This window comes from Streptomyces sp. NPDC059668 (assembly GCF_042734135.1).
Classification (GTDB): domain Bacteria; phylum Actinomycetota; class Actinomycetes; order Streptomycetales; family Streptomycetaceae; genus Streptomyces.
In genome coordinates this window covers 11,689-32,145 of record NZ_JBHWEL010000020.1, presented here as the reverse complement: position 1 = coordinate 32,145, position 20,457 = coordinate 11,689, and the positions used below count along the sequence as shown (strand labels likewise).

Here is a 20,457-nt window from a genome sequence, read left to right as displayed (position 1 = left end):
ATTCTCACTCCTGGTGTGGGTAAGCGGTCCTCCCGGCTACGGTCAGTGAGAAGAAATTTGAGGGGCGCAAAGAGCTTGCGAGGGGGCGCGCACTGCGTAGTGCGCGCCCCCTGTATGTTTCTGTGCTCCTTTGGTTTCGCTTTGTGTTGCATGGCGTGTCTTCGTGTACATGGCGAAGCCGGATTGCGGGGTGGTGGTGAAGGATGCCTCAACGGATGGCGAGCGAGCTGCATTGTGATATAAGCCTATTTTCGCCCTCGCTGAAAAAAAGCGCAGGCCGTGGATCTGGCAAGTCGAACCTTTCCTCCATTACGGGGACGCGCGGAGCATGGTTCCCATGATGAATCTATAGACCTCGGAAGAGGAGCCCGTATAGCGTGGGCGCACCTAGGAGAGCATCTCGCCGAGTGCCGAAAGTGCGGGACGATTCCACCGCAAGCTGCGGTAACCGCTGTGTGGAGTGAATGACTTGCCTGGCATGCCTGGGGAAATGAACGTGCCAATCGTCGCGAGTATTGCTCGAACAGTCAGCGGGCTTCGCGGCTGGCATGGAACTGTATTACTTCATCTCTGCGGCACCGCACCGACACGTTACGGGAAGAAAAGGAAGCGATCTGCTCATCGCGTTTTCTATGCTACGTGAAGGCGGGCAGCACCGTTGTCTGAATCCAACGGAGGAGTCATTTGAGGGCTGTTGCAAGAGACACGAGATGGGCCGTCACATAGTCGTGCCCCTGGTTGGGCCAACTGGCGCAAATGCTTCGGCGACAGGCGCGTCAGGCTGTTCGCGGTGCTTCTCCCATCACTGAATGAGGGTGAGCGGGGAGGCGCGCTGCCAGGGCATGTCATCGACAGGGGTCCAGGGAGCGCGGTCAATCAGAGCGGACGTGGCATCGGCCGTCACCCACAAGGGCGCGATGTTGCGCTCGCGGGCCTTGACGGAGCGCCAGCGAACGGTGTTGGGCAGTGATGGGGGAGTACTGGGCCTCCCATCCGACGCGGGCGCCTGCCCCGGTCACCAGCACATCGGTGATGACACGCCCGTCCTCCGACCGGGCCTCGGTCTCCACACCCAGTCCGTGCCGCTGTGCCGTGCGCGCGATCCGTTCCTTCATGGTGCTTGTCGCTCTCCTGCGGTGTCGCCGCGTGGGTGAGCGGCAGATGGGCCGCCACCCACGTCACCTGGCCGTTGCTGCGCCGGCGCCAACAACCACGGCAACTTGCCTGTCAGAGCGCACTGGCACTCCTCGCGCTTGTAGTCCTTCAGACACTGCGGGCGAACAACCGTGCCGGGGCAAAGGAGGAGCGGGTGGTGCACGGTTTCAAGACGGGACAGAAGCTGGCACAGCGCGACGTGCACTGCTCGGGCTGGGAGAAGCGGTTCGTGGCAGATGATTGGCCTGGCCTGCGCAAACGCTGGATCAGCTTCCCGGTGGCAGTGATCGTCGCTACGGTGACACGGAGAGTTTGAGTTCTCGGTACCGGGAGTTCTCGGCACCGGGTCATCTGGGGGGATGTTATGGGCCGACGTCGTGGTTTCTTCGCGGAGCTGAACTACCAGGCGCAGCAAGCGGAGAAGCGTCGACGACAGCAGGAGGCCGCCACGCACCGTACTCATGCTGCAGCGCTACGCGAGGCCGAACGGGCCTTGAAAGCACATCAGCGTGCGCAAGCGGCGGCGGGGAGAGCGTCGGCTGCGGAGAAGAAAGCCGCGGAGCGTGAGGCTGCGCGGCTCCTGGTGGAGTCCCGGCTGGCCGAGGTCGAGTCCAGGAATACGGATCTGGCCAGCGAACTTGCCGACATCGACGGGCTGCTCGCCTGGACTCTGGACGTGGACGACTACGTCGATCTCGAAACGCTGAAGATCTCGCAGGTCGAGCATCCCCCGTTCGAGCCTGGCGGCCTGGCTGCTCCTGCGGCCGTGGTGGCGGAGCCGGAGTATGGCCCTGAGCCGGCGTATCAGGAGCCTGCTGTACCCACCGGACTCTCTGCTGTGCTCGGCGGGAAGAAGCGGCACCAGCAGGCTGTGGAGAGGTCTAGGGCCGCCTTCGAGGAGGCGCATAGCGACTGGGAGCGTGCCAGGGACGCTCTCCACCAGCGCTATACCGAGGCGGTAGCCCGGCGGGAGAGGAAGGAGGCCAAGCGTGTGGCCCAGCTGGCTGCCGCTGAGGAGAGGTACCGGCAGGAATGCGAAACGCGCGAGGCAGAAGCATCGGTTCGCAACGCCGAACTCTCCAAGCTCATCAATGATCTTGCCTTCGACGTGGAGTCCGCGATCGAGGAGTACGTCGGCATCATCCTGTCCAACTCTGCCTACCCCGAGGTCTTCCCGGTCGAGCACGACCATGCGTTCCGTCTCGCGTCGCGCGAACTTACGCTCACGGTCAGCGTTCCAGAGCCCTCAACTGTGCCCTCGGTCAAGGCGTATCGGTACGTGAAGACGAAAGACGAGATCGCTTCAAGCAGTCTGCCGGTCCGCGAGCAGAAAGAGCGGTACGCGAACGCGGTCTGGCAGGTCGCCGTCCGCAGTCTCCACGAGGTCTTCGAGGCCGACCGTGCCGGGAAGATCCACTCGATCGCTCTGACGGTCGGCGTCAACACGATCGATCCGGCCACGGGACGCCCGGCCACCGTTCCTCTGGCTGTCGTTGGCGCGGACCGTGAAACGTTCAACGGATTCGACCTGGCCAGAGTTGTCCCGCAGGCCACGTTGGAGCACCTTGGTGCCGCGCTGTCGAAGTCGCCTTTCGACCTGGTAGCAGCAGACACCAGCCGCGGGATCCGGGTTCGAGGGCAGTGACGATGCGATTCAACCCGCCACCAGGGTGGCCCACGCCGCCCGAGGGCTGGACACCTCCACAGGGATGGAAACCCGACCCCACCTGGCCGGCCCCACCGTCCGGCTGGCAGCTATTCGTCACCGACGACGCCTCCGCATCGGACAACAGCATCGATGTGTGCACTACCGTGCCGGCCCCCGAGGATCCCGTCGGCCCGACGCCGGAAACCCTTCAGATCAAGCAGGACCAGACGCCTGCCGATCCTCCGACCGCGCAGCCGGCGAACGGAATTGACCCTGCGCCGCTGCCGGCCCGCATCGCCGCTCTCGAAGCCGAGCTCGCCACCGCACACGACGGCGCCCAGGTGATCGATCTCAGCGACCAGCGCGCACTACAGGACGTCGGGATCTATCGCTACCACCACCCTCTGGAGAACGCTGCAGCCTACAAGGACCGCCTTCGCAGCCTCGAAGGGCAGATCGACGAGGTCATCAAGAGCGGCCGCGCGATCCTCGCAGCCGACATGTTCACCTTCGACGGATCACTGGCCCGAGGGCGAAAGCTCGTCGGTGACCTGTCCAAACTGATGCTGCGGGCCTACAACGCGGAGGCCGACAACTGCGTACGCTCACTGCGATCGGGGAACGTGCGCGCCGCGCGGAAGCGCCTGGAGTCGGCGGTCACCGCGATCGAGAAGCTGGGAGTGATCATGGAGATGCGGATCAACCCCGAGTACCACGCTCTACGCATCACTGAGCTCGAACTCACCGCAGACTTCCAGATGAAGGCACAAGAAGAGCGCGAACGAGCCCGCCAGGAACGCCAGCTCCTTCGCGAACAGCGCCGGGCTGAGCAGGAGCTGGCCGCCGAGAAGGAGCGACTCGAGAAGGAACGAGCCCACTACATCACCGTCCTGGACTCTCTGAGGGCCAAAGGCGATGACACTGCTGTCACGGAGCTCTCCCGCCGACTTGCCGACATCGAAAAAGCCATCGCAGCCAACGACTACCGCATCGCGAACATCCGAGCCGGCTACGTGTACGTCATCTCCAACCTGGGTGCTTTCGGCCCGAACATCGTCAAGATCGGCATGACCCGCCGCCTCGAGCCCATGGACCGTGTCCGGGAGCTCGGCGACGCTTCAGTGCCGTTCCGCTACGACGTCCACGCCATGTTCTTCTCCGAGGACGCCGTGACACTCGAGTCCGAACTCCACAAGGCGTTCGCCGCACGCCGCGTCAACTTCGTCAACGAACGACGCGAGTTCTTCTTCGCCACACCAGCCGAGGTGCGAGCACTCCTGGCAGACAAGGTAGGCGGCCTGCTCGAATTCACGGAGGAACCCGCGGCTCCGGAGTACTTCCAGAGCCGTAGCCGTTGGCCGCAGCAGAGCTGAGTGCCATCGGCAGGGACAGCACCAGCGAAATGGGCGTCCTCAGATCATCGGGCACGGCTCGCGGCGGGCAACTGCGCGAAGCGATTGACGACGCGCTTGCCTGGCACGACGCCATGACCGATCTGATCGGCTGGGGCACCCTCATAGAGTTGGGTGCGTGGCATGTCTACGGCTCGCTCACGACCGACGTGGAACGGCTGCTGGCCGACCTGGACCGCGTCGGTGTGTACTGAGTTGTGTGGCACTTCCGCACCCGAGCCCGCGCCGTGCCGCTCTGGATCATCCGCACGACCAAACGCTCCAGCCCGGCCCGTTTCCTCACCGACATCACGGCCCTAACCGAGCCTTCGCAGGATGCTCCCTGGTGCTGCTCGGGCTCTGCCTGGTACCGCAGTGCAACAGACGGGCGGGCGGGGCGGCTGGTGCTGCCCGGGTTCGGCTAACTCGCCTGCGGACGCAGCGTTTTGGGTCTGCCCACGCTTTTCCGTGGTGAGGGCCTGTCCGAACGGCCCGAGGCAGTGGAGGCGGGTATGGGGCAATTACACGAAGTGGTTCCGGTCGTGGCAGCGGTGGCCACAGCCGTGGGATGGACGACACGCCGCGGCGGCCGAGCGGGACTGTGGCAACTGTTGGGGGACATGGCGCGCGGCCACAGGAGGATGCGCGCGGAGCGGGAACGCCGTCACGCGCTGGTGGAGTTGGTGGAGCGTCTGCCGCCTGGCAGCCGCCTCGTCGTAAGGGACAGCCCGGGCGGGCGGAGCAGCATCGACGTCCACACGGCGAGTTGGCCACCTACCACTGACGGGCGGGACGCTCGGTGACAGCCGTGCAACTTCCGCCAGGTGAGGACTGCGGGAAGCCGCCCCCAGAAGGGTTCGAGACCTTCTTCATGCGCTATGAGCCCCGGCTGCGCCGCTACCTCTACACCCTCGGAGCGCGCAACAGCCTTCTTGAGGACGCGGCCCAGATGACCCTGGAGGAAGCGTTCCGCTCCTGGCCGAGCCTGCAGGATCATCCCCGGCAGGACGCATGGCTGTTCAAAGTGGCTCGGCAACGCTACGCCAAAGTCTGCAGAGAGCACCTGATGCTCGGCGATCTGACCGACCCGGTCCTCTTCGACCGGCTGCACCAGGACGACGCAACGGCTGACTGCGACCGACGACTGGACGTGTTGGAGCAGTTGCGTCGACTTCCCGGACAGCAGCGCGAAGCGGTGAGGCTGCGCTGGCTCATGGATCTGCCGTACGACGCGATCGCCGAGGCCATGGGAGTACGCCCCAGCTCGGCACGATCCCTCGTCTCTCGCGCACTGGCCCAACTCGCCCAGATCCAGGACGAAGACAAGGACAAAGAGGAAGGGGGATGCACATGAGCGTCGAAGAGCGTCTCGGGCAGGCGCACCGCGTACTCGAGGAGATGTGGTCCGACGAGGCCGCAACCGCCGATCGCCTGCGCCGTTTCCTGGGCCACACCGACCCGCCGCAGCACATCGGCCCTATTGACGAAGTGGTAGCTCCCCCTGAAACGGCTGTACCTGCCCACACGAACGCGCACTCCACCGGCGACCTGTCGGTCCGCAGCGAGACACAGACCCGCACCCTCTGCTCGACCGGATCTCGCGGCCCTTCAGCCCAAGCCGCACCCCCGCCGAACACCTTCGAAACAGGCAGCGGTTCCACCAGCCCTGCCGACGAAGACGCCACGCCCACCGCACGCCGCCCGGCCGCGGACAGCGACAGCGCCCGGATGATGGACCTCGTCGAGCGCGCCCAGGCCGGCGAGGCCGACGCCTTCGGGCGGCTCTACGACCAGTACAGCGACACCGTGTACCGCTACATCTACTACCGCGTCGGCGGAAAGGCGACCGCGGAAGACCTCACCAGCGAGACGTTCCTGCGCGCCCTGCGCAGGATCGGCACCTTCACCTGGCAGGGCCGTGACTTCGGGGCCTGGCTGGTGACCATCGCCCGCAACCTGGTCGCCGACCACTTCAAGTCGAGCCGCTTCCGCCTGGAAGTGACCACGGGCGAGATGCTCGACGCGAACGAGGTCGAACGCAGCCCCGAGGACTCCGTCCTGGAGCCACTCGCGGACACGCTGCTCCTCGACGCTGTGCGGCACTTGAGCGCGCAGCAGCAGGAGTGCGTCACCCTGCGCTTCCTGCAGGGACTCTCGGTCGCCGAGACCGCCCGGGTGATGGGCAAGAACGAGGGCGCCATCAAAGCGCTTCAGCACCGGGCCCTAGAGGGCCTTGCTCGACTCTTGAAATGAGCAAAAGACAGTAACTGGCGGGGAACGCGATACAGCCCCGGTGCGGGTGCACGCACAGTCTGGTGGTGCTGGCCGACTGGCTGGCCAGCAGTCGTTCTGTCTGAATTCCGTTCCCTGCCGGCCTCCGGCAGGTTTCACGGAGCAGCTGCCAGGGTTGACCCGTCGGTACGGCAGACGGACGGAACGCCTGCGGTCGACACTGGCCGCGGTCGCCGTTCCTCACCGCGTGCCGGGAGTACCTCGACGCCGAGTCCGCCCGGTACTTCGGCCTCCGCGCGACCGGACGCAGCCTGTTCGGTCACCTCGCGTCATCTACAGGGAGCCACGTCCGTTCAGGTACCGCCGAACTGCTGGCAGCAGCTCTATCTCGGCCTTGCTCCACGCGAAACTGGCGACCGATTGAGCGCTGCGCTTTTCGTCTGTGTCGATGTTCCCGCTCAGAAGAGGATTGCTTCTCCCCCACCGTGTATTCGATCCGCCGCGCTGCTGGGCGGCGTTGTGGAGGCGTACCGCAATCTCCGCCAGATTGTCGGGGCCCTCCAGACAGACCATGTACATGGCGTGCTGCAGGGCGTCCTGCGCCTCATGCATCTGGTCCAACAGGTTGAGGACTTCCTGGGTGAGCTGCTTCTGCCCGGGGTCACCGGGCAAACCCAGGTGAGCCCAGTCTGCCGCTTTACACGCTTCGTCGAACCTGCGGGAAGCCCGATACAAGTCGACGTAGGCCTCGCGCTGGGAAGCCCGGCGTACGGCGTCCACAGGACCCTGGTAAGCGCTTCGGCTCTGCGCCCGGCCTGCGAACCATGCTGCGGCCGCGGTGATGAGGACCGCAGGCGTGCCGAGAAGCGCGGTGATGACTTCGGACTCCATGAGCGCGGAGTCTGGCAGCCCGCGACGCAAGGCGCGGGCCGTTCGTACGGTCCGCGCCCATGTCTCCGACCGCCGCAACGTCCCGCACTCGGATCGCCGGCCTCGCCGTCCGCGCCCGCAACCTCGTCGACTCCGGCCTGTGCACCAGCACGTCGCACGTCCCCGACTGGCGTCGGGACCATCCCCGCAGGCGCGGGGGGCAGACCATGCCTTCGATCGACCGGGACAGCCGCGAGCGACCATCTCCGCACACGCGGGGATGGTCCCGGGCTTGCGGTGACGGTGACGGCGCCGGATGCCTGCTCCCCGCACGCGCTGGGATGGTCCCGTACCGGGGGTGCCGACGGTGACGAACGGGTCCTGCTCCCCGCACGTGCGGGGATGGTCTCGGAGCAATCAGACAATGAATTGTTGTTTCATTGTCGCCGAGCGGTAGGGTGGCGGTATGCCACGTGATCTCCGTCAGCAGGCCCGTGACCGTCTGTCCGTGCTGGCTCCCGCCCCTGGTGACGACACCACGGCCGCGCGTTGTGTCGAGCAGGATGCGTCGCTGGTGGGGCGGCTGTTGGCGGCCGCTGGTGAGCAGAACGATTCGGGGCGGGATCCGGGCGTGGGGCCGGACGATGTGGGCGCGGCTCTGGGCTTGTTCGAGGACCTGCGTGAGGAGTTGGACCGGCTGGAGACGCAGGTGGTCATGGAGGCGCGGCGCTGCGGTATGGATTGGCGGCAGATTGCCGCGCATCAGGGCCTGAACTCCTCGCAGGCGGCTTCGCAGCGCTATCAGCGGCTGATGACGCGGCTCGAAGAGATCCGTCAGGGTGTCCGGTGAGCGGGAACGAACCACGGATGACGGACGAGCCACCGCAGTTGTTCAGCGCGATCGATTCCCTGCTTGCCGCCGTCGACGAGGGCACCGTGCTCCCCGTGCCCGCAGAGCGGGTCCGGCTGAGGGAGGCAGCGGGCCTGACGCAGGCTGCTGTCGCCCAGGCGTTGGGTGTACGGGTGCCGAGCATTACCGCGTGGGAGGCCGGGCGCGCTGAACCCAGGGGCGAGCGCCTGGAGGCTTACCGCCGTCTCCTCGAGGGCCTTGCCCACCGCTATCCCGCACCCGCAACGCCCTCCGCACCCACACCGACCTCGAGCCGCGAAGACGCCAGCCCGGCCCCGGTGCCGACCGCGGTGCCGCAGCCGGAAGCAGCGAAGGCACCCGACCACTCGTGTGCGCCCGACGCGGATCCCGTGGTCCCGGTAGAGGCGCCCGCCATGCCGGTCACGTCGACGCGTCCTGCCCGTTCGGTGACGTCGCGGCGCCCGGTCGCGCGGAAGGCGGCAGCGTCTCCGGCTGATCCGCGGTTCCCGCACGGTCCGCTCGCCGTCCTGGACGGGGACGGCTCCGCGTACGGGGTCGACGAGATCGTGTTGGACTGCCCGGCGACGACGGTGCCGGAGTTGGTGGAGTGGACGCTGCGTGAGTCCGGCCTGGGCGCGGCGAAGTTGAGCCGGTACGGCAAGGACTCCGACCCGCTGATCGTCCTCACTGCCGCGGCCGCGGTGAGGCTCGGGCTGCCGGAGCGTCTGGAGGGCCACGAGCAGCGCCGCTCCCTGCGCCTGCCGGAGGACCACCCGGTCGTCAAGCAGGTGCTCAAGGCGAAGTGGCAGCTCACACAGCGGGGTTTCGGCCCGTGGGCCAGGGTCTACCGCAAAGCACAGGGCCGTGAACGGCAGTGTGTGCAGCTGGCGGTCCTGTCCTGGGACGCCCTCGATGAGCGGTCCTGGCCTGGCGTTGCGGAGATGGAGCCGGCCGACATCGCCCGCGTCCTGGGCACGTATGCGACGCGGGTCATCACCCCGCGTGGATCCACGGCCGTCTCCGGCCTGGAACTGATGACCGCGCTGCGCCCGCCGACGAAGGCGGTGCAGGATGCTGAGAGCGGGAACTGGATCCCGGGCCACAACGCGGGCTCGCTGGGGACGGAGCCGGTGGATCCGGCGCCGCCGGAGGCCACCGCGGAGCATCCCGTGGTGGTGAACTCGGGCTGGACGGGCGGTTTCCTCGACGAGGAGGCCTATCAGTGGGTGCGGCCGGTGGACCTGCTCTCGGATGAGGAGTGCCTGCTGCCGTTCGCGGTCGGTCTGGACCTCAACACCGCCTTCCTCGCGGCCGCCGCCAGGCTCACGGTCGGCCTGTCCGCCCCGGACCACTTCCACGCCCCGCAGTTCAACCCGAAGATTCCCGGCTCGTGGCTGGTGGACCTCTCCCACATCGAGCTGGACCCGCGCCTGCCCTCGCCGTTCACGCCGACCGGCGTCCGCCCGAGCGGCCCGGCTTGGTATCAGACGCACACGGTGGCCTACGCCCAGGAACTCGGCTTCAACGTGGCTCCGTTGGAGGCGTACCTGCGTCGGGAGACGGGCGCGTATCTGGACCCGTGGCACGACCGCCTCAAGACCGCCTACGTCGATACCCTCGCCGACCTCGGCGTCACCAAAGACCTCACCGACGAGCAGTTCCTCGCCGCGATGGAGCAGCATAAGCAGACCGACCCCGCCCTCGCGGCCGTCCTGGCCGCCATCAAGGCCACGGTGAAGGGCGGCGTCGGCAAGCTCCGCGAGCGCCCCCAGGGCAAGGCATACAAACAGGGCGAGGCGTGGCCGGCCATGCAGCGCCCGACCTGGCGCCCGGACATCCGCGCCGCGGTCATCTCCAAGGCGCGGGTGAACATGCACCGCAAGCTGAACAACATGGCGAGGATGACGGGCCTGTTCCCCCTCGCCGTGCTCTCGGACTGTGTCGTCTACCCCAGCCCCGGGGAGAGCCCGCTGGACTTCCTGCACTACGACGCGTCTGGGAAGCCGCAGCTGGGCGGGTTCCGTCTCGGGCCGACGCCGGGGCTGGCGAAGCTGGAGGGGGTGCAGTCGATGCTGTGGGCGGTCGATTTGATGGAGCAGGGCTTCAACCCGGCCCGTCACATCAAGGGCGGCGACGCTGTCCTGGACGAAGGGGAGTAGCGCGGTGGGGGAGATCGAGGACGCGATCGAGCGGGCCGACCGGGAAGCCTTCACCAAGGAACCCCCGAAGACCCTCAAGGGCCGGATCGGCTACCTGATCAAGCAGTTCGGCAGCGCGAAAGCCGTGGCGCAGGAGATTGGCGTGACCGCCGACTCCGTCAACCGCTACCGCCGCGGCGCCCGCAAACACGCCCGTCCCGATGTCGCCGCGAAGATCGATGACGCGGTGCGGGCCCGGTGGCAGCCCCTGGTGCGCAGGCGCCGGCACCGCCAGGCCGCCGCCACCGGCGGCATCACGGTCGAGACCCGCGCCCGGTTCGGCTACACCGCCGCGGTCGGCAGCACCGACGACGGCCGCTTCCGACGACTCACCGTGCATCTCCCGCCGGAGTACGCACAGCGCCTGTTCGACGCCCGCAACGAGGGGGCCAGCGACCAAGAGATGCGCGGAATCATCGCCGAAGGATTCAGGGAAGTGTATTTCCAGGATGGTGGAGCCCGCGCTCTGGGACTCTCGGATGTCGAAATCAACGACATTGACTACCTGGATCTGGACTACTGAAAGGTATTACGGTGCCGCGCGTCGCCGATGGGCACCAGCGCTACCGCCTTCGAGGAGATCGGTTCAGCTGTCAGTGGAGTTCGTCTGCTCCGTGGCGGAGTGATTCAATCGTTTCCCTTGGTTCCGCCTCTGCCGCCACTTGGTGCGGGCGCCGGCGAAGCAGGCGGCGTAGTGATGACAGGGATGGATCTCATCCTCCCGCACCCGGGCCGTGCGCGATAACGGCGTGAAGGACCTGTCTCTGCGCCCTTGGCCCGAGCGCTGGGGACCAGTGACCGCATGCTCCTGTACTACTTCGGGAGCAAGGAATGCATGGTCACCAAGGCACTCGCCGCGCACGAACACCGGCCGCTCCTACGCGCCCAGAACCTGCTCGACACCGACGGCTACCCACAGGAACCCGCAGAGCTGCGCCGCTTCCTGGAAGAGACCTGGCGGGAACTGAACAAGCCTGGCCCCCGCGCCGCGTGCCCCCTCTACCTCGAAGCCACGGCCGACAGCAGCTGGACGGCGACCAGGTGGTGGTAGCCCGGCGACGTCCTGTACGTGCCGCGCGGGGTGTGGCACGCGGTCTGTGCCGACCAGGGCACTCGCTCCCTGCACGTCACCTGCGGCCTGCAGACCCACACCGCGACCGACCTTCTGTCGTGGGTGCCAGCGCCGACGGCGACCGGTCGGTGCGCACGGAGGCGTTCGACGCGATGGCGACGGGAGAATGGGAGCTGGCGCCCGGGATGTGGCAGGAGACCGAGCTGCTGCTGTGGAAGCCGCCGACCGTGTGGTTCAGCATCAACGCCTTCTACACGAGTGCCGGGATGCGCAACTGGTACGTCAACTTCGAACACCCTGCCCGCCGCACGCCGGACGGGTTCGACACCCTCGACCTCACCGTGGACCTGGTCGTCGCCCCCGACCTCAGCCGCCTCACGTGGAAGGACGAAGACGAGTACGCCCACGTGCGACGGCTCGGCATCATCACCGACACCGAGCACCAAGCCGTCGACGATGCCCGCGCCCAGGTTCTCACGATGATTGAGGAACACTCCGGTCCGTTCGCAGACGGGGTGGACGTCCTGGCGATGGGATGTGACTGGGCCCGCGCCGCGCCTGCCGTAGCCAGCTCACACCGGACTCGCATGAAGGAGGAGGAGCGGTGCGACGCAGTCCCTGGCACACCTCTAGACTTCCGATTCCCAGAGCAGAGAGGACGGCGCGTCAGATGGCTGCGCAGGACGATCGGGCATCCCAGAGTGGTGATCCTCGCCCCTCCGACCCGCAACCAGACGGCAGCGACGGCCAACGGCCCCTGCGCCAGCGCATCGCGGGCAGATGGAACAGCCTCGGGCACGTGCGCCAAGCGGGTGTGGTGATCGGCGGCGTGGCCGTTGCCGTGGCCGGAGTGATCCTCATCGCCCTCTCCAACCCCCGCGGCACTGCGTCCTCCGCGCCGGAGGAGGAAGAGGAAGCGGAGGAGGACTCCGACCTGCCCGTCTCCCGCTGGTGGACCAACCACGCAGGCGGCTACTTCGAGTGCAGTCACATGGGGTGTTCGAAGAAGGTAGATCCGACCATCTTCGGTCACGACTGCTGCGGCCGCTGCCGGCCCGGCCGGGAGTGCCAGAGCGCCGCTCAACGCGACTACGACGGCCCCGGCGGCTTCGCTCACAACTACTTCGAGGCGGTCCTGTACCCCGGCATCTGCGATGTCTGCGACGAACGCCCCGAAGCACACCACTGGGTTTTCGACGGCCACCACGGAGATCGCTACCCCCGGGCCGCCTAGGCAGACCCGTGCGTAGCCCAGCTCTACGTCACGCTACGGACACCCTCACCGGCCAGGATCATCCGTTTGCTTCGGGTCGGCCGCTGGCGTTCGGATGCGTGGCTGACCAGGGTGACAAGGGGCGGATACACGCCGGCCTGATGGCCGACTACTTCACTACGGCGCGTCTGCCAACGGAGCGCAGTACAGACCGGTGCCGCGTCAGCGGCGGCCGTACATCAGGTCTGCCGATGCCCGGTCTCCGTCCAGCGGACTCGCCAGCCGGGGTCGTGGACGGGGCGCCACACGGGTGCGGAGGGGCCGCGCTGGAGCAGGTCGGCCAGCGGCACCGCGAGGACGGGGACGTCGTATAGGAAACGGGACGGCGCCAGCAGCCCGGCCCCGGCGTGCAGGGCGCTGATCCTGTTCTCCACACCGGCGGGTCCAGTGCCGTCCAGGACGAACAGGACGCGGGGGAAGAGCGGGTAGCGCCGCCGCCACTCCTCAACCGTCGGTTCCTGAACAGTCGGCCGACGCCTCGGGGCCACGGGAACGTAGCGATACAAGCGCTCGTACGCGGTCAGCTTGGCGGCCGGGCGCTCGGGGCTCATGGTGGCCCGGTCGGCCTCCACGAACGCCCCAGCATCGCCCCGTTGTCACCGTCGGCGGGACCGTGCCGGTAGTACAGGAGTGCATCGGGGATGACGGCCTCGCCGCTCCCGGCCGGATGGTGGACCTCGGGAATCCAGCCCAGCGGCCGGCACACGTCGCCGCGGCGGCGGGCGTCCTCGAGGAAGACGAGCGCGGTCTCGGTCACGGTCAGCGTGTGGCCGGCTTTCAGTCGTACAGCGATGGGATCAGACACGGTCCTGGAGGGCCGGTGCCCTCGCATCTCGGGCCACTCGGCAGCGAGTTGCACGCCGTACGCGGTGGGAAACCACGCCCGGGTACGTCCGGCCCGCGCCAGGGTGATGCGGTCGACCAGCCCCCCCCCACGCGCAGCCGGGCCAGCCGCCGCCGCGTCTGCTCGATACGCACCTCGAGCCCGATCACCCGGTGCATCTGCTCAGTTGTGGCCATCCTGTACTGCGCCAGCACGCCCAACGGCATCCGGTCCCTGCCGCCCGCGTCCACCGATCATCACGGAGCTGCTCGCCACCACGAAGTCCCGACCATGGTCACGAAGCGACAACACCGCTGTGGACCAGGCCGACATCCCCTCCGACAACCTGGCTGACAACTGCCCGCGCTCTCTGCCGCGTCTGCTCGTAACTCCGCAGGTCACCATGCTGGTTGGGCTGCGGTGGGGAGGCCGACATCCCCTCTACGCCCCCGAGTCCACGCCCCACAGCAGGAAGAAGTGGGTGGGTGGGACAGATCCCGGACGGCGGGCGAGGGGATCGGGGCGCACTCGGCCAGTTGCGCATCGACGGGGCCGCCGCGCTCGTGCCGCCATCAGTGCGGCGGTGACGTCGGGCGAGGGAACGGGGAACCGGCTGCGTCCGTATCGAGGATTCTTGAGACCGGACAGCCCCACGCCGCGCTCGGTGTGTCGGGTCCGTAGTGCTTGAGTCCACAGGCATGGAAGAAGGCATTTCGGTCTGTTGCATCGTCGCCGTCCTGGGGGGACCCGACCCGGGAACGTGTCGCCGGCTTCCTGGGCGCGGCGGGCGATCTCGGTGAGAAGTGCCCGGCCGACTCCACTGCGGCGATAGCGTCGGCGACTGCCATGGTGTGGACGAACGTCTGCATGCCGGGATGTGTCTCCCGGCCTTCGTCGTGCCCGAAGTCGACGTGGAGCTGGAACTAGGCAACCCCGACGATGTTTCCGTGGAGTTCGGCGGCGACGACGTCCATGCCGTCGGGGCAGTAGGCCCTGTCGTCGTCCAGATCGTTCGAGTACAGCAGTTCCTTCACCACTGGGTAGTCGGCCAGGGCGATGTCACGGATGAGCGGCATGGACTGTCGAACGCGACGAAGTGGGCATGCCTTCCCGCTGACGTCTTCAAGCGTGCGATGGTCCGGGCCGGATGGGTGGTGTCCGACTGCGGGATGATGCTGGTCATGAGTGATCAGTGGCCGATCATCCTTACTGCTGCGCTGGGTCTTACGAGCACGTTCGGCCTGGCCTTTCTCCAGCACCGGGCGAACCGGGGCCAGACTGTGGGCCAGGCGAGCATTGAGCACGGGCAGTGGCTGCGTGGACGTCGTCAGGAGGCGTACACGGCTCTGTTCCCCGCCTGGGACGCCGCGGTGAAAGATCTGCGTGCCTTCCAGTACCGCTGGGAGGAAATGCTGGAACACCAGGCCGAAATAGGTGAGGGATTCCTTCCGTGGTTCCTGGTGGAGCAGAAGGCGGATGAGGTGCTGGCCGCGCTGAGGCCGCACATCGAACTGTGTGAGCTGCTTGGTCCGCAGGGGGTGAACGAGGCTGCGGAGAGCCTGCACGAAGCCTTCCGCCGGTTGCGTCAGGTGATGGAGGAACAGGCCCGGCGCGAGCCGTCTGTTGTGGTCTGGGAGACCTGGGAGGCGGAACTGGGACGTGCCGCCATCGCCCGGCACAACTTTCAGTTGGCATGCATTTGGGGGCTGCGGCGGACCCCGTCGACCGAGGTGGAAGAACCCTACGGATGAACCGAATGAGTGGGTGCGGTCCAACCGGGCCCGCCCGTCCAGCCGTTCATCGACGGCGGACCCGATGTGTGCATCTTTACGGCCGGCGCAATGCTATCCCTCCCCGTGCTGTGGCCACGGTCACAGCACTCAGTGTTGTGCGAGGACTGGTCGCGGAGGACGCCGGTGACCGGCGCGGGGCCGACAAGAAAGAGCACCATGAGATCGAGCACCGATCGGGTCCTCCCGGGCAGCGGTGCGATGCGGAGCACCCCCGTGGTGCCCTGGCGTCTTGCTTCGGCAATGTCGGCCATGGATCTCATGGTTCCTCGCTGGCAGCACGCGCCGTGCTGGTTGGCGCGCATGGACGCCCCGACCGTGTGTGTGACCTTTTGCTCCGGCTGGCTGATCATTGGAGACACCCTCACGTGCGCTCCGGTGCCCGCGGTGCGCGGCCCGTGCGCGCTCTCAGGTCCCTGGCGTCCGGAGCTGGTGCAGGATGCGCCGCAGGAGGCCGGTGGCGGTGTGCTGACGACGCTCTCGGGCAACGGGCTGGGGAGGTTGGCCAGCGCGGGCGCGTGCGGCCTGGACCTGGCTGGGTGTCCATTGGCGGGCCCAGCGGACGGTGCCGTCGTGGATCCAGTAATGGGAGCGGCAGGGGTAGCTCCAGTTCCCGATGGACGGGGTGAGGCCGACGGTGGCGCCGTTGAAGGTCAGGCGCCAGTCGTCCGGGCTGAGCGGGGTGACGATCTTGCTGCCGCATCCGCAGCAGCACAGGTGCACGACGGTCGTGAACGGCATGGAAACGTAGAGAACGCCGGATTGGAGTTCTTCGGGGATGTAGTTGACGAACTCGTGGGCGAGCCGGACCTGTTTCACGGTGTGTCCTCGCTCGTCAGTGCGTTCCCGTCGATCTGGTAGACGCTGTGCATCTCCTGCTCCAGATCGTGGTAGAAGCCGTACAGCTTCTTCCACTTGATCACGGCCAGACAGGCGTTGAGCGCATTGAGCTCGGCGATCTGAATGTTGCGTCCATAGTCGTTGGGGACGTCCCCGGCAGCCATGGGGATGCGCTGCTGCTCGTGCACATGCCGACGGCGTGCAGGGGTGCTGGTGGTGACCCGGAGTAGCCCGGACAGACGCCCGTCCGCCTCGTACACGCCCATGCCGACATCGATGAACGGAACCTGATGGTGCTCCAGTTTGTCGATGATCAGTCGGCGGGCGGTGTTGTCGTCTACGGACAGGAAGACGAAGTCCGCGGTGCATACGTCGTCGGCGTTTGTGGCGTCCACGTAGACGGAGTGGGCGACGACGCCGTGACGCATCTGTCCGTAGACGGCAGCGAAGTACTCGGTTTTGGGCGGGGCTTGTTCGAGGTCCTCACGCGCGGCCGCGCCGGGGGAGCGGAACGCGTTGTGCTGCAGGAACTTGTCCCCATCGTAGAGGTGGATCTCCCGCACGGGGCTCTTGGCGACTAGATCCAGGATGTAGCTGCCGGTTCCCCCCAAGCCCACGATGGCGATGCGGAGGTCCTCGAGGCGGCGGGTGATGCCGCCGATGCCAGCCCGACTGGAAGCCGTGTCGGCGTAGCGGAAGACGGACGGTCCCGCCTCATCGGTGCCGACGGTGGGGAGGGCCGTTGCGGTGGCCCCGGGGTCCAGTTGCTGAGCCTGAGATACCAGGATGGCGGCATACGTCGCCATCTTCTCGTAGTAGTCCGGGTACCCGGCGGCCGGCTTGTGAGAGAAGGTGTAGTCGATGTCGACGCCCGCCCCCGGAGTCAGCCGACCGCGCCTGTTGATGAGCGCTTCCAGCGGCCGGCCCTCGTGGTCGCAGGGCTCGGCACCACTGAACATGACCACGTGGGTCTCCGGGACCACCGTGGCATCTCCGGCCAAGGACAGCTGAGAGACCAGAGTCCCGTAGCGGACGGTGCGCTGGTTGTCCACGTACGGCACATGGTGCATCAGCAGCAACCCGGAACGGATCTCGATGCGGTACCCCTCGTCCTGAAGCCGCTTCAAGTCCGGGCTACGACTTGTCAGTTGCAGTGACATTGAACACCGTTCCGTTCTTGATCTCGACGCTGTGGCCGACGGCGAGCGTGCCCTGGTCCGGCTTCTGGTCGGCATGGCGGAAGCTCACGGTGATGAGCACGTAGGGCCCCGTCGGCACGGGGTCGAAGGCGAGACGGGTGACCTCCTCGAACGAGAGAGCGCCCGTGTGCACCGTCTTCTCCTGTGCGTTGACGATGATCTTGTACTTGCGTCCGTGCCCGGATGCTTCCAGGGGTTCGGGGTGGCTCATGGGCCGACTTCCTTCCATTCGGTTTCATTGACGACAGTGAAACCGTAGCACAAGGTGCCGCCGGGATCGGCGACACGCCCAGATCGGTGATCGTCCATTCGGCGCATCCCCCTGGCATCCTGGGGAGCCGTGCTACTCGAACTCGCGGGCCGTCACCCGCTCCTGCGGACGAACCCCACCGCGCGCATCGATCGCAACCGGCTCGTTCTCGATGCCCGCCGCCTGCTGTTCGCCAGCCCCCTGGACCTGGCGGCCGCGGCCGCCAGCGCATCTGCCTATGCAGCCGACGACACCCCCACCACCTTGGTCCTGCCCCGCTCCCTGGACGTCACTTCCTATATCCAGCGCATGGACCTGATCGCCGTACTGCCCGACGGCACGCGGGTAGAAGGCAACCTTCCTGACGAAACCCGAAGTGACCGCTCCCTGAACCTGCTAGAGGTCGCCCGCCTGGGGCCAGAGACGGTCGGCCCCATCAGTGAGCGCCTCGGACGCCTGGCGATCTACCACCTCGGACCCCGCAACGGGCGCCGCGTCTTCAAAGGCATCGGTGAACTGATCGACAACGCCGTCGATCATGGCGCCAGCCCCTGCGGCGCTTTCATCGCGGCCCAGGCCTACAGCGGCAAGACCACCGGCTACCGGCGCCTCGAGATAGCCGTCTGCGACACCGGCATGGGCGTCCTCGACCATCTCCACCAAAACCCCAAACACGGCGCCCTTGTCACCAGCGCCCAAGCTCTGGAGCACGCGCTTCAGCCCGGCGTCAGCGGAACCCAGGAGAGACGCGGCAATGGCCTCCCCGACCTGTTGAACGGCACCAGTGACACTGCCGCAACCAGGTTGGTACTGCGCAGCGGCAACGGCCTGCTGCGTGCCGGACGCCTCAAAGGCGCAGCTGTCACCTACAGTGTTCCCGCCCAGATCCCTGTACGAGGAACGTGGTCTTGGCTGAGAGTGTCGTATCGCACCTCATCAACCTGTGCTTCAATGAATTAAATGAAACCGCAGAAACGTGAAACGTTGCTCGCCTACCCCGTCAAAGAGCACGGCCCGTTTCTCGCTACCAGGGCCGTGGGCGCCGATGCTCGCCGGTCCCTGGAAGAGCAAGTCACGGACGCAGCTCCAGTTGCCATGCTGACCATCGACTTCGGTGGCGTCGAAGCGATGACGAACAGCTTCGTCGACGAATTTCTCGGCAAGCTCTACGTCTCACTGGCTGCCGGCGATCTACCTGCCCGCGGCGTGTGGCTGACCGGCCTGAACGAAGAGACCCGTGAAGGGGTCACCGTCTGCCTTGAACGCCGCAAACAGATTGCCGTCGACGGTGACACCCACGAGCTGCTGGGTGATGCCGCCATCCTGGCTGGCGCCTGGACTGCAGCACGCCGCCTAGGCGACTTCAGAGCAGCGCAGCTCGCAGATGAACTCGCTATCTCGCTGCCCAACGCCAACAACCGGCTCAAGAAGCTCGTCGAAGCAGGGGCCTTGCATCGCGAGCGCGGTGCAGGACCTGAACGGGGCGGTAAGGAATTCACCTACCGTCTGGCCGGGACCGCAAACGGTAACTGAGCTGCACAGCATCCGCTTAGGACGCTCCGCACACAGGGGGCGGCTGGCCACAGAACAGCCTCTGCCCACGAAGCCTTTTGCTGCGGCGGGAGCAGGTGGGAACACGGGGCCCGAAGCCGCGAGTATGCCCATGGCGCAAGCTGAGCAGCATTGCAGAGGCATACCACTGCGGGAATGATCTTGGGTTTCTTGCGGATGTAGCGGTACGTCTGTAGGTGCCGGTGCCGGTGCCGGTTGCGCTGTTGCGGGTGACGGCGTGCGCGTCGCTGGCGGCCGGCTTGGTGTTGTTGGCTGGTGCTGGGGTACGACGTCAGAAGGCCCCCGCGTTGCGGGGGCCTTCCTGACGACGTACAAGGGATGGGTACTACTGGGTGGCGGCTACCCGCTCACCCTTTGATGTCAGTTCAAGCTCGACCACGACTTCGTTGTCGCGAGTTGATTCGGTCTCTACTGACACCAGCCGCGCCTTGGCCAGCCGTGTGATCGTGGCTCTGGCTGACCGATCGCCAGCGGGGAACGCTGCGCACAGCCGGCCGGGCCTGAGTGCAGCGAAGGCCCAGCCCGAAGGTGCTTCGTGTTCCCGCACGAGATTCCCGGCCGTGGACTGTGAGTCTTCGACCTCGCGGTGCGTGGCGTTGAGTGCTGTCAGGACTTCACGGTCCAACTCTGTGAGTTCGACCGGCTTGGCAGGCCTTCCACCGCGGCGGTCCCACCGCTTTCCGAAAGCTTCGACCTGCCACTTCACAAATACCGGACCAGCCTTGAGGCGGGCAACGACGGGCGGGAAGTCCTCACGCTGCACTACCTGCGCAGCGCGCTGTCTGCCGACACCGAACATCGCCGCGATCTCGGAGACCCCGACGAGTTCGGGTACGGAAGGTTCCTCGAGCCTGCGGTCCAGTTCCTCCTCGGTGACCAGTTCGATGCTGACGACCGTGTGGTTGATCCCGGCCTGCTTGGCCGCAGCGGTGATTTCTTTGAGCGCTGTGTCCACGGCCTGCCGGGCGGTCCCGGCCTCGATGAAGATCCGTACCGAGAGGTTTCCGCTGAGGGCGGTGCCGACGGCGGGGCTGCAGTCGGCCAAGTGCTCGTGCAGCTCCTCAACGGTGTCGTCGCTGACGTCGCTTACGCCCAACTCGACTTCGATGCTCCACGCCTGAGGCATGATTTGTGACAACTCCTTCCTGAGTTCCCTGGGGGTGTTGCGGTGGGGCCGGGGGGGGCCCCCCCGCGCCCAACCACGAGAGCCAAAAAAAAAAAGAAAAAACGAGACAGAAGGGGAGCGGCGAGGTGGTTTGGTGGGGGGGGTAGG

The 20,457-nt window shown here is 66.7% G+C and carries 22 protein-coding genes and 1 pseudogene; 16 read left to right on the top strand and 7 right to left on the bottom strand.

The genetic code is table 11. The annotated features are described in order from the left end of the window. Positions 1-1,150: 1,150 nt before the first annotated feature. From ACFV2J_RS17060 to ACFV2J_RS17035, 6 genes are all read left to right on the top strand, one after another. A complete protein-coding gene (locus tag ACFV2J_RS17060) occupies positions 1,151-1,471 on the top strand; it encodes a hypothetical protein (protein WP_385439337.1) in 321 nt (106 codons plus the stop codon). A gap of 48 nt (positions 1,472-1,519) precedes the next feature. Continuing rightward, complete coding sequence (locus tag ACFV2J_RS17055) at positions 1,520-2,800, top strand: hypothetical protein (RefSeq protein ID WP_385083452.1); 1,281 nt, start codon at positions 1,520-1,522, stop codon at positions 2,798-2,800. A 2-nt stretch (positions 2,801-2,802) separates the two neighbouring features. Continuing rightward, positions 2,803-4,176: a DUF4041 domain-containing protein gene (locus ACFV2J_RS17050; RefSeq protein WP_385083453.1), complete on the top strand. Its 1,374-nt coding sequence runs from the start codon at positions 2,803-2,805 to the stop codon at positions 4,174-4,176. Next, positions 4,158-4,409, top strand: a complete 252-nt coding sequence (locus ACFV2J_RS17045) for a hypothetical protein (RefSeq protein WP_385439333.1) — start codon at positions 4,158-4,160, stop codon at positions 4,407-4,409. The genes ACFV2J_RS17050 and ACFV2J_RS17045 overlap by 19 nt, the downstream gene beginning before the upstream one ends. A gap of 584 nt (positions 4,410-4,993) precedes the next feature. After that, positions 4,994-5,548 (top strand): RNA polymerase sigma factor, encoded by a 555-nt coding sequence (locus ACFV2J_RS17040; protein ID WP_385439331.1) that lies wholly within the window; start codon positions 4,994-4,996, stop codon positions 5,546-5,548. After that, on the top strand, positions 5,545-6,447 hold the full coding sequence (locus ACFV2J_RS17035) for an ECF subfamily RNA polymerase sigma factor, BldN family (protein ID WP_385083454.1): 903 nt from the start codon (positions 5,545-5,547) through the stop codon (positions 6,445-6,447). The genes ACFV2J_RS17040 and ACFV2J_RS17035 overlap by 4 nt, the downstream gene beginning before the upstream one ends. Positions 6,448-6,759: 312 nt before the next feature. Here the strand turns inward: ACFV2J_RS17035 and ACFV2J_RS17030 are convergent, their stop codons facing one another. Then, positions 6,760-7,317 carry a hypothetical protein gene (locus tag ACFV2J_RS17030; RefSeq protein ID WP_385083455.1) on the bottom strand — a complete coding sequence of 186 codons (558 nt, stop codon included), beginning with the start codon at positions 7,315-7,317 and terminating at the stop codon, positions 6,760-6,762. Between the two features lie 445 nt (positions 7,318-7,762). Here ACFV2J_RS17030 and ACFV2J_RS17025 point away from each other — a divergent pair, with 445 nt between their 5' ends. The 7 genes and pseudogenes from ACFV2J_RS17025 (at position 7,763) to ACFV2J_RS16995 (ending at position 12,671) form a co-directional block, all read left to right on the top strand. Then, a complete protein-coding gene (locus ACFV2J_RS17025) occupies positions 7,763-8,146 on the top strand; it encodes a hypothetical protein (protein WP_385083456.1) in 384 nt (127 codons plus the stop codon). 17 nt (positions 8,147-8,163) lie between these two features. After that, complete coding sequence (gene tap, locus ACFV2J_RS17020; protein WP_385083457.1) at positions 8,164-10,326, top strand: telomere-associated protein Tap; 2,163 nt, start codon at positions 8,164-8,166, stop codon at positions 10,324-10,326. Between the two features lie 4 nt (positions 10,327-10,330). Further along, positions 10,331-10,888, top strand: coding sequence for a telomere-protecting terminal protein Tpg (gene tpg, locus ACFV2J_RS17015; protein ID WP_385083458.1), 558 nt, complete (start codon positions 10,331-10,333; stop codon positions 10,886-10,888). Positions 10,889-11,137: 249 nt separating this feature from the next. Further along, entirely contained in the window at positions 11,138-11,416 is a 279-nt protein-coding gene (locus ACFV2J_RS17010; protein WP_385083459.1) for a hypothetical protein, read from the top strand. Between the two features lie 12 nt (positions 11,417-11,428). After that, positions 11,429-11,518, top strand: a pseudogene (locus ACFV2J_RS17005) (JmjC domain-containing protein); the annotation flags it as partial. A 17-nt stretch (positions 11,519-11,535) separates the two neighbouring features. Beyond that, complete coding sequence (locus ACFV2J_RS17000; protein ID WP_385083460.1) at positions 11,536-12,258, top strand: DUF402 domain-containing protein; 723 nt, start codon at positions 11,536-11,538, stop codon at positions 12,256-12,258. Continuing rightward, on the top strand, positions 12,237-12,671 hold the full coding sequence (locus ACFV2J_RS16995) for a hypothetical protein (RefSeq protein WP_385083461.1): 435 nt from the start codon (positions 12,237-12,239) through the stop codon (positions 12,669-12,671). Before ACFV2J_RS17000 ends, ACFV2J_RS16995 begins: the two co-directional genes overlap by 22 nt. A gap of 218 nt (positions 12,672-12,889) precedes the next feature. Here ACFV2J_RS16995 and ACFV2J_RS16990 read toward each other — a convergent pair whose 3' ends face one another. Then, positions 12,890-13,261, bottom strand: coding sequence for a hypothetical protein (locus ACFV2J_RS16990; protein WP_385083462.1), 372 nt, complete (start codon positions 13,259-13,261; stop codon positions 12,890-12,892). Further along, positions 13,258-13,617: a replication-relaxation family protein gene (locus tag ACFV2J_RS16985; RefSeq protein WP_385439386.1), complete on the bottom strand. Its 360-nt coding sequence runs from the start codon at positions 13,615-13,617 to the stop codon at positions 13,258-13,260. Before ACFV2J_RS16985 ends, ACFV2J_RS16990 begins: the two co-directional genes overlap by 4 nt. A gap of 767 nt (positions 13,618-14,384) precedes the next feature. Here ACFV2J_RS16985 and ACFV2J_RS16980 point away from each other — a divergent pair. Further along, positions 14,385-15,284, top strand: coding sequence for a hypothetical protein (locus tag ACFV2J_RS16980; protein WP_385083463.1), 900 nt, complete (start codon positions 14,385-14,387; stop codon positions 15,282-15,284). Between the two features lie 447 nt (positions 15,285-15,731). On the opposite strand, the gene ACFV2J_RS16975 is transcribed toward ACFV2J_RS16980, so the two are convergent. The 3 genes from ACFV2J_RS16975 to ACFV2J_RS16965 are packed head-to-tail and all read right to left on the bottom strand — an operon-like array spanning position 15,732 to position 17,573. Then, positions 15,732-16,142: a DUF6527 family protein gene (locus ACFV2J_RS16975; protein ID WP_385083464.1), complete on the bottom strand. Its 411-nt coding sequence runs from the start codon at positions 16,140-16,142 to the stop codon at positions 15,732-15,734. Further along, positions 16,139-17,290: a ThiF family adenylyltransferase gene (locus ACFV2J_RS16970; protein ID WP_385083465.1), complete on the bottom strand. Its 1,152-nt coding sequence runs from the start codon at positions 17,288-17,290 to the stop codon at positions 16,139-16,141. Before ACFV2J_RS16970 ends, ACFV2J_RS16975 begins: the two co-directional genes overlap by 4 nt. A 7-nt stretch (positions 17,291-17,297) precedes the next feature. Then, on the bottom strand, positions 17,298-17,573 hold the full coding sequence (locus ACFV2J_RS16965; RefSeq protein ID WP_385083466.1) for a multiubiquitin domain-containing protein: 276 nt from the start codon (positions 17,571-17,573) through the stop codon (positions 17,298-17,300). Between the two features lie 129 nt (positions 17,574-17,702). Here ACFV2J_RS16965 and ACFV2J_RS16960 point away from each other — a divergent pair, with 129 nt between their 5' ends. Both ACFV2J_RS16960 and ACFV2J_RS16955 read left to right on the top strand, forming a co-directional pair. Beyond that, positions 17,703-18,572, top strand: a complete 870-nt coding sequence (locus tag ACFV2J_RS16960; RefSeq protein WP_385083467.1) for a hypothetical protein — start codon at positions 17,703-17,705, stop codon at positions 18,570-18,572. Beyond that, positions 18,573-19,145, top strand: coding sequence for an STAS-like domain-containing protein (locus ACFV2J_RS16955; RefSeq protein ID WP_385083468.1), 573 nt, complete (start codon positions 18,573-18,575; stop codon positions 19,143-19,145). Between the two features lie 364 nt (positions 19,146-19,509). On the opposite strand, the gene ACFV2J_RS16950 is transcribed toward ACFV2J_RS16955, so the two are convergent. Then, complete coding sequence (locus tag ACFV2J_RS16950) at positions 19,510-20,310, bottom strand: hypothetical protein (RefSeq protein WP_385083469.1); 801 nt, start codon at positions 20,308-20,310, stop codon at positions 19,510-19,512. Between the last annotated feature and the right edge of the window lie 147 nt (positions 20,311-20,457).